7 protein-coding genes and 1 pseudogene are annotated in these 8,529 nt (G+C 42.2%); 5 read left to right on the top strand and 3 right to left on the bottom strand.

The genetic code is table 11. The annotated features are described in order from the left end of the window. The first annotated feature begins 82 nt into the window (after window positions 1–82). From Q4A91_RS05320 to Q4A91_RS05305, 4 genes and pseudogenes are all read left to right on the top strand, one after another. Window positions 83–1,396, top strand: a complete 1,314-nt coding sequence (locus tag Q4A91_RS05320) for a sodium:alanine symporter family protein (RefSeq protein WP_303209565.1) — start codon at window positions 83–85, stop codon at window positions 1,394–1,396. A 130-nt stretch (window positions 1,397–1,526) separates the two neighbouring features. Next, on the top strand, window positions 1,527–2,075 hold the full coding sequence (locus Q4A91_RS05315; RefSeq protein ID WP_303209564.1) for a carboxymuconolactone decarboxylase family protein: 549 nt from the start codon (window positions 1,527–1,529) through the stop codon (window positions 2,073–2,075). Window positions 2,076–2,089: 14 nt separating this feature from the next. Then, window positions 2,090–3,154: pseudogene (locus Q4A91_RS05310) on the top strand (acyl-CoA dehydrogenase). A 107-nt stretch (window positions 3,155–3,261) separates the two neighbouring features. After that, window positions 3,262–4,161 (top strand): TDT family transporter, encoded by a 900-nt coding sequence (locus tag Q4A91_RS05305; protein WP_303209563.1) that lies wholly within the window; start codon window positions 3,262–3,264, stop codon window positions 4,159–4,161. Window positions 4,162–4,184: 23 nt separating this feature from the next. Here Q4A91_RS05305 and serS read toward each other — a convergent pair whose 3' ends face one another. From serS to Q4A91_RS05290, 3 genes are all read right to left on the bottom strand, one after another. Then, a complete protein-coding gene (serS, locus tag Q4A91_RS05300) occupies window positions 4,185–5,459 on the bottom strand; it encodes a serine--tRNA ligase (RefSeq protein WP_303209562.1) in 1,275 nt (424 codons plus the stop codon). A gap of 213 nt (window positions 5,460–5,672) precedes the next feature. Next, on the bottom strand, window positions 5,673–6,044 hold the full coding sequence (locus tag Q4A91_RS05295) for a DUF956 family protein (protein ID WP_125413464.1): 372 nt from the start codon (window positions 6,042–6,044) through the stop codon (window positions 5,673–5,675). Between the two features lie 2 nt (window positions 6,045–6,046). Then, window positions 6,047–7,411, bottom strand: coding sequence for an aspartate kinase (locus tag Q4A91_RS05290; protein ID WP_303209561.1), 1,365 nt, complete (start codon window positions 7,409–7,411; stop codon window positions 6,047–6,049). A 282-nt stretch (window positions 7,412–7,693) separates the two neighbouring features. Between Q4A91_RS05290 and Q4A91_RS05285 the strand changes: the two genes are divergently transcribed. Further along, window positions 7,694–8,479 (top strand): enoyl-CoA hydratase, encoded by a 786-nt coding sequence (locus Q4A91_RS05285; RefSeq protein ID WP_001015588.1) that lies wholly within the window; start codon window positions 7,694–7,696, stop codon window positions 8,477–8,479. The last annotated feature ends 50 nt before the right edge of the window (window positions 8,480–8,529 follow it).

Here is an 8,529-nt window from a genome sequence, read left to right as displayed (position 1 = left end):
AAAAAGCTCCATAATTTCCATAGTGGTTTTTACCCACTACAGATATTATAGAGCCGAAAGATAGGAGAAGGACACGTTAGAATTGCTTAAAGCGCTTGATGCTTTCGTTTGGGGGCCTCCCCTCTTGATCTTATTGGTCGGAACGGGTATATATTTGACCATCCGACTAGGACTTTTGCAGGTGGCTCGTCTCCCTAAGGCCTTTCAGCTGATCTTTACCAAGGATAAGGGGCATGGCGATGTGTCGAGCTTTGCTGCTCTCTGTACGGCTCTAGCAGCCACCGTTGGTACGGGAAATATCATCGGGGTCGCAACAGCCATTAAGGTTGGGGGACCAGGAGCCCTCTTTTGGATGTGGATGGCAGCCTTTTTTGGGATGGCGACCAAGTATGCCGAAGGCTTACTTGCCATCAAATACCGTACTAAGGATGCAAATGGAGCTGTAGCTGGAGGACCCATGCATTACATCCTTTTGGGGATGGGAGAAAAGTGGTGTCCACTTGCTATCTTCTTTGCCCTAGCGGGTGTATTGGTAGCCCTTCTAGGGATTGGTACCTTTACCCAAGTCAATTCGATTACAGAATCTATTCAAAATACAGCCCAAGTTGATCCAGCTATCACGGCTCTGATTTTATCCATTTTTGTAGGGCTTGCCGTCTTTGGTGGCCTCAAATCCATTTCAAAAGTTTCGACAGCAGTTGTTCCTTTTATGGCTATTGTCTATATTTTAGGGACTCTTACAGTTATTCTCTTTAATATCGAGAAAATTCCGACTACACTTGCCCTGATTTTTACTTCAGCCTTTAGTCCGGCGGCCGCGGTAGGTGGTTTTGCAGGTGCCGGCATTCGGATGGCTATCCAAAATGGTGTGGCGCGGGGAGTCTTCTCTAACGAATCTGGTCTTGGTTCTGCTCCCATTGCAGCGGCTGCAGCTAAGACAAATGAGCCTGTCGAGCAAGGCTTAATTTCCATGACAGGAACCTTTATTGATACCCTCATTATCTGTACGTTGACTGGTTTAACAATCTTGGTAACTGGTGTTTGGAGTGGTGATTTGAATGGAGTTGCCTTGACTCAGTCAGCCTTCTCTACAGTTTTTTCACATTTTGGACCTGCTCTTTTGACCATCTTCCTTGTACTCTTTGCCTTTACGACGATTCTCGGATGGAACTACTACGGAGAACGCTGTTTTGAGTTCCTCTTTGGTGTTCGTTTTATCTGGCTCTATCGTGTAGTCTTTGTAGTCATGGTCTTGTTGGGAGGATTTATCGAGTTGGATATGGTTTGGATTATCGCAGATATCGTCAACGCCTTGATGGCTCTGCCAAACTTGATTGCCCTCTTGCTCTTGTCGCCAGTCGTCATTGCTGAGACTAAAAAGTATTTTAAACACTAACCCAATCACACTTTTAGTGTGATTTTTTCATTTCATAGACATTTCCTATCAAGGCGATTGAAAATATATATTATCCAAGTGGAAAATTCTATGATAGACTAAATGACAATAAAATGAAAAGAGGTTTCTTATGACAACATTTACCATCCACACAGTAGAATCAGCACCAGCAGAAGTAAAAGAAGTTCTTGAAACAGTACAAAAAGACAACAACGGCTATATTCCCAACCTAATCGGTCTCTTGGCTAATGCTCCTACCGCGCTTGAAGCCTACCGAACTGTCGGAGCTATCAACCGCCGCAATAGCCTGACACCAGTGGAACGCGAAGTAGTACAAATCACAGCTGCCGTAACCAATGGTTGTGCTTTCTGCGTCGCAGGTCACACAGCCTTTTCAATCAAACAAATCCAGATGAATGATGATCTTCTACAAGCACTCCGCAACTGTACTCCAATCGAGACAGATCCAAAACTAGATACTCTAGCTAAGTTTACCTTGGCGGTCATCAATACCAAAGGGCGTGTAGGAGATGAAGCCTTGGCTGAATTTTTGGAAGCTGGCTACACGCAACAAAATGCCTTGGATGTGGTTCTCGGTGTTAGTCTTGCCAGCCTTTGCAACTATGCCAACAACCTAGCCAATACGCCAATCAATCCAGAGTTGCAACCTTATGCATAAAAGGAGGAAAGAGTATGGGATTTTTTTCTGAAGAGTTTTTGAGCTGGTTGGACCAGCATGCTGATGAAATTGATAAACAGTCTTGTGAGGCTGGAGAGCAACTGATTGAAAGGATTGCAGCAGAATGAGCTTTTCGTGTAGGTGTTCCAGAATCTCTCGACGGTTCAGACGGAAGCGATCAAGATGTCATTGATATCCTTGCAGAACTTGCACAACATTCCTTGACGGCCTCATTTATTTCCTGGGGACAACGTACCCTAATTGACAATATTCTCAATTCAGAGAATTCCTATTTGAAAGAAAACTATCTGGAAAAACTCTTGTTTGGTGAATATGCAGGCGCAACTGCTCTGTCTAATGCTGTCAAGTATTTATCTAATTTAGAAGAGCTGAATGTTTATATCGTCGAAGAAAATGGACAATTTTATCTAAAAGGGCGACTACCATGGGTAACCAATGCCCGTAAAAATCGTTTCTTAACCATTTTTGTGGCAGGATTTGCAGATGATCCAAGTAAAAGTTATGTGGTGGCTGTGCCATCAGACGCGGAAAATTTTAGTCGCTCGGAAGACTTAGAATTTATTTCTCTTCAGGGAGGAAACACTGCTGCATTGACCTTTAATCGGGTTACTTTAAAAGAAGAGTGGATTCTATCCAAGAATGCTAAAGAGTTTTTAACTCAAAATCGTCCCGCTTTTTTAGGTTGCCAATTTGGTTTGGCTTTTGGATTAGCTGAACGCTCCCTATCAGAAGTAAAAAAAGAATTGGGGAAACGAAGTGTATTAACAGATGAATGGCAATACCAGATAGAGCAGTTAGATGCTATTCGACAAGCTCTTTATCAGGGATTGTCTGATCGTTCCTATTTCGTTACCAATCCGCGTGAACTCTTTCAGTTAAGAATAGACATTGTGGACATAATTGCTCAAAGTCTTCTGTTAGAGTTACAAGCTGGTGGAGGTAGAGGCTACTTTAGCAAATCAACATCTGGTTTTATCCGTCGTTGGAATGAAGGAGCCTTTCTTCCGATTGTTTCTCCAAGTGCTGTTCAGTTGCGCCATATCTTAGCAACGTGTTGAAAAATAGTAGAATAAAAACGAAGTTTGAATTTCCAACTTCGTTTTTTAAGTCCTCATTTAAGCGCTTTTATGCTATACTAATAATAACATGATTATTGGAGGCTCGGATGAAAAAGCTCCCCTTAGTATTCTCTGGCTGTTTATTAGGTTTAACAGGTGCAGGAAATCTGATTGCAGATACTTGGCCAGTTCTGTCGCATTTATTGAGTCTGATTGGTCTAGTGTTGTGGATTTTCTTTCTGATTCTTCATCTTTTTAATTGGGAAGAAACCAAGCAAGAATTGACCAAGCCCCCTCTTTTATCTGGGATGGCCACCTTTCCCATGGCTGGGATGATTTTATCGACCTATGTCTTTCGCGTATTCCCTGCTCTTCCTATAGTAGCACAAGGGATCTGGTGGTTTTCATTTCTCTTGGATTTGGCTTTGATTACTACTTTTACCATCAAATTTGCCTGTCCAGGTCGGAGGGTCAATGCGACTCCTAGCTGGACGGTACTCTATGTGGGGATAGCAGTAGCAGCCTTGACCTATCCTCTTGTCGGTATCATTGAAATTGCCTATGCGACCTTGAGTTTTGGTTTTGTCTTGACCTTCTATCTCTATCCCCTTATTTATAGTGATTTAAAGAAAGATCCACTCCCAGTGGCCTTGCTTGGACAGGAAGGAATATACTGTGCTCCATTTTCCCTACTCTTGGCTTCTCTAGTTCGAGTTGGAGGAGCAAGCCTACCGACTCGGCTCTTGATTGTCATGATTTTGGCATCTCAATCCTTCTTTTTCTTTGTGTTGACTCGCCTACCCAATATTTTAAAACAAGGATTTCAACCAGCTTTCTCAGCCCTCACCTTTCCAACCATTATCACAGCTACTTCGCTCAAGATGGCTCAGGGGATCTTGAAACTTCCATTTCTGGATTATCTGGTGTTTGCTGAAACTGTTATATGCCTCACTATTTTATTCTTTGTATTGGGGGCTTATCTGATTTGGTTACGAAAAAAGGTCTAGCCAGAAATAGCTAGGCCTTATTTTTATGGTTTGATAACTTCAGCTCCACCCATATATGGACGAAGAGCTTCAGGGATGGTCACAGAGCCATCTTCATTTTGATAGTTTTCAAGAATGGCAGCCACTGTACGTCCAACTGCAAGTCCAGAACCATTCAAAGTGTGAAGGAGTTTCACCTTGCCATCGGCTTCATCACGGTAACGGATTTGAGCACGACGAGCTTGGAAATCTTCTGTATTTGAACAGCTTGAGATTTCACGATAGGTATTTTGGGCTGGAATCCAAACTTCCAAGTCATAAGTCTTGGCAGCTGAGAAGCCCATATCTCCAGTAGAGAGGGCAACGACACGGTATGGAAGGTTGAGCTTCTGAAGGATATTTTCAGCGTTAGTTGTCATTTTTTCCAATTCTTCATAAGATTCTTCTGGTTTGGCAAATTTGACCATCTCAACCTTGTGGAATTGGTGTAGACGAATCAAGCCACGTGTATCACGACCAGCTGAACCAGCCTCAGAACGGAAAGATGGACTCATAGCAGTGAAGTAGATTGGTAGGTCTTTACCGTCAAGGATTTCATCACGGTAGTAGTTTGTAAGCGGCACTTCAGCTGTAGGAATGAGGACATAATTAGTGTCTTTCAATTCAAAAGTATCTTCCTTGAATTTTGGATATTGACCAGTACCAAACATTGAGTCATGGTTAACAATGTATGGTGTGATAACTTCCGTATAGCCTTCTTTACCATGCTCATCCAACATGAAGTTGTAGATAGCACGTTCCAAACGAGCCCCCAGTCCTTTATAGAAGAGGAAACGAGCGCCCGTTACTTTTCCACCACGTTCCCAGTCAAGGATACCCAAGTCTTCACCAAGATCCCAGTGAGCTTTTGGTTCAAAGTCAAACTCGCGCGGAGTCCCCCAACGGCGAACTTCCACATTGTCATCTTCATCAGCCCCAACAGGAACGCTGTCGGCAGGGATGTTTGGAAGAGTAGTGGTAAATTCTGTCAATTTAGCATCGATGTCCGCCAATTCAGCATCCAAGGCTTTGACTTCAGTAGATAGGGTTTGCATCGCAGCAATCTTGTCATCGGTATTTTCCTTGTTGCGCTTGGCTTGGGCAATCTCAGCAGAAACTGTGTTACGTTCTGCTTTGAGCGTTTCAACCTTGACCAAGATGTCACGACGTTTAGCATCGATTTCTTTCATCTCATTTAAGATAGCAGCATCTACACCACGTGTAGCTAATTTTTCAGCGACAGCATCAAAGTCTGTGCGAATACGTTTAATATCTAACATAAGAACTCCTTTATGAAAAAAGCACACCTGACAAAGTGTTGGAGTGGCAGGGCCACGGTTCCATCCAACTTCACAGGTGTGCACTTGATTGAGTATTTAATTGTGAACAACGGTAGAATTTCACCTATCCCTCCTATCTGCTCGCAGCACCCGCAGACTTTCTGAAAGAAGGAGATAACTTACTTATCCGTTGCTATGATTATACTAAAGTTTCTACTTTTTTGCAAATAGATTTTTAAGTTTTTGTCCAATGGTCTGGACTAGAGTCGGAAGTTTCACAACCTTGTCGTTTCCTAATTTCTTCCGAGCGATTTTGAGGATAGCTCCAGAGTCTTTTGAAGCAAAAAGGAATTTTCCTTGATCAGTGAAGACTTCGAAGTGACGGCTTATCTTGCGACCACTTACATTAGCTCCTATTTGCTGAATGCTGGACCAGGGGATTTGGATATATTGTTCGACATTGACATCAGGATAAAACTCTAAGGCTTGATCCCCAACTAGAAATTTTCCAACTTTTCCAGAGATAGAGAGGTAAGATGTCCCAGTGGTTTGGAGGTCAATGACTTGATTGAGTGATTGGGCCATGATTAGTCTTCCTTACTTTCACTGAAAAAGGCATGATAGAGAGCCTTGATAGCTGCTTTTTCTTGCTCTTTATTGACAACAAACATGATGGAAACTTCACTTGAACCTTGGGACATCATCTGGATGTTGATTTTATTCTCAGACAAAGCCCGTGTTGCAGTAGCAGTTACCCCGATATGGCTCTTCATCTTTTCTCCAACAATCATAATGATGGAAAGGTCATGTTCGATTTCAGCATGGTCCACTTCAGCTTTTTGAACGAGTTGACGTAGAATTTCTTCTTCTTTGATAGGAGTCAATTCACGGGAGCGGAGGATGATTGAAAGATCGTCAATACCTGTAGGCATGTGTTCCCAACCGATGTTGAGGTCCTCAAGGATTTGAAGAACCTTGCGACCAAACCCGACTTCACGGTTCATGAGGTATTTTGACATGTTGATGCTGACGAATCCTGAGTCACCCGCAATCCCTACTACTGGGAATTTATCACTACTGTGTTCTAAAACAATGCGTGTTCCTGGGTGGTCAGGGTTGTTGGTATTCTTGATGACAAGAGGAATTTTTCCGCGGTAAGCGGGTAGAAGAGCTTCGTCATGAAGAACTGAAAATCCAGCGTAAGCCAACTCACGCATTTCACGGTAGGTTAATTCAGGAATGGAGTGTGGTTGGTGGATAATACCAGGGTGGGCAGCAAAGATACCATCTACGTCTGTAAAGTTCTCATAGAGATCAGCCTTAACACCTGCTGCAATGATAGAACCTGTGATATCTGAACCTCCACGTGAAAAAGTGCAGATTTGATTTTCCTTAGTCACACCAAAGAAACCAGGGATGACAAGGACTTCGGTGCTATCAGCCAAGCCTTCAATCTTGTCATAACTAGATGGAATGATACGTGCGTTTCCAGGTTCACTTGTGACAACAATTCCAGCTTCTCTTGGGTGAACATAGCGTGCATCGATACCGTTTTGGTTAAAGTAGGCTGCAATCAATTTGGCATTGTTATTTTCTCCAGCTGCTAGGAAGGTATCATAGAGAAATTCATTGTCCTCTATAGGGAGAGTTGCCAATGCCCGAATACTTTTAGAGATTTTTTCTAAGACAGCAGGTTTTAACCCTAGTTCACTAACCATAGCGGCATAACGGTCAATGATCCAGCTTTGGCTAGCACTGATGTCATTTCCAGCCACATAGTCGCGATAGTATTTGATCAAGGCATCAGTCACCTTGGTATCTTCAGCTTTGCGTTTGCCGGGTGCAGAAACGACTACAAAACGGCGTTCTTTATCACTTTTAACGATGTTTAAAACTTTTTCTAACTGACCAGCAGAGGCAAGCGAGCTTCCGCCAAATTTTACAACCTTCATAAGGACTCCTCAAGTAAGCATTTTATACGATTATAGCAGAAAGAGGGGCATTTTTCAATGAAGAAAATAACTTCCTATTATAATAGAAGAAAACACTAACTTATTCTGAAAAGCGATAACCGTTTAAAAGTAAGAGTGTCAAATTTTACTTACACTCATAAATGATGGGTAAATAATCAGCTGAGACACTTTCCTTTAGTTTTTCCTTGCCTCTTTATCCAAAAAAAGGTATACTTTGATGATAAAACAATTTTATTGCCTTATAAAAGAAAAGGAGAAGCTATGAATCATATCTTATATCAGATCGTAGATGATCTGGCTATCATTACTTTGAATCGTCCCGAAGTGGCAAATGGTTTCCATATCCCAATGTGTGAGGAAATTTTAGAAGCTTTGACCCTAGCAGAGCAGGATCAAGCTGTGCAGTTCATTTTGATTAATGCGAATGGGAAGGTCTTTTCAGTTGGGGGAGACTTGGTTGAGATGAAACGAGCAGTAGACGAAGATGATATCCCTTCTTTGAATAAGATTGCAGAATTAGTCAATACAATTTCTTTTAAAATCAAGCAAATTCCTAAACCTGTTTTGATGGAGGTAGATGGAGCGGTTGCTGGTGCTGCAGCAAATATGGCAGTAGCAGTTGATTTTTGTTTGGCGACTGACAAGGCAAAATTTATCCAAGCCTTTGTCGGAGTGGGCTTGGCGCCAGACGCTGGTGGGATTCATCTCTTGAGTCGTAGTATCGGGGTAACACGGGCTGCACAACTTGCCATGACAGGTGAAGCTTTGACTGCTGAAAAAGCGCTAGAATGGGGCGTGGTATACCGTGTTTGTGAAGTTGACAAATTAGAAAAAACAAGAGAACAAGTTCTGAAAAAATTAAGAAGAGGTTCAGCAAACTCATACGCAGCGATTAAAAAGTTAGTTTGGGAAAGTCAATTCAAGGATTGGCAGAATTATGCTGAATTAGAATTGAAACTACAAGAATCGTTATCTCTAACTGAAGATTTCAAAGAAGGGGTTCGAGCGCATTCTGAAAGAAGAAGACCAAAATTTACAGGAATGTGAAAAAATACTTGCACAATTTTTTGAAGTTTGTTATACTTCTTTTATCAAAT

Source organism: Streptococcus sp. (genome assembly GCF_030528045.1).
Taxonomy (GTDB): domain Bacteria; phylum Bacillota; class Bacilli; order Lactobacillales; family Streptococcaceae; genus Streptococcus.
The sequence above is the reverse complement of the archived record's forward strand: the minus strand, read 5'-3'. Positions and strand labels throughout refer to the sequence as shown.

What these genes read in the sequence shown, in the direction of transcription:
- Q4A91_RS05315 (WP_303209564.1), top strand. Translation starts at nt 1,527, where the DNA reads ATGACAACATTTACCATCCACACAGTAGAATCAGCACCAGCAGAAGTA.
- Q4A91_RS05305 (WP_303209563.1), top strand. Translation starts at nt 3,262, where the DNA reads ATGAAAAAGCTCCCCTTAGTATTCTCTGGCTGTTTATTAGGTTTAACA.
- serS (WP_303209562.1), bottom strand. Translation starts at nt 5,459, where the DNA reads ATGTTAGATATTAAACGTATTCGCACAGACTTTGATGCTGTCGCTGAA.
- Q4A91_RS05295 (WP_125413464.1), bottom strand. Translation starts at nt 6,044, where the DNA reads ATGGCCCAATCACTCAATCAAGTCATTGACCTCCAAACCACTGGGACA.
- Q4A91_RS05290 (WP_303209561.1), bottom strand. Translation starts at nt 7,411, where the DNA reads ATGAAGGTTGTAAAATTTGGCGGAAGCTCGCTTGCCTCTGCTGGTCAG.
- Q4A91_RS05285 (WP_001015588.1), top strand. Translation starts at nt 7,694, where the DNA reads ATGAATCATATCTTATATCAGATCGTAGATGATCTGGCTATCATTACT.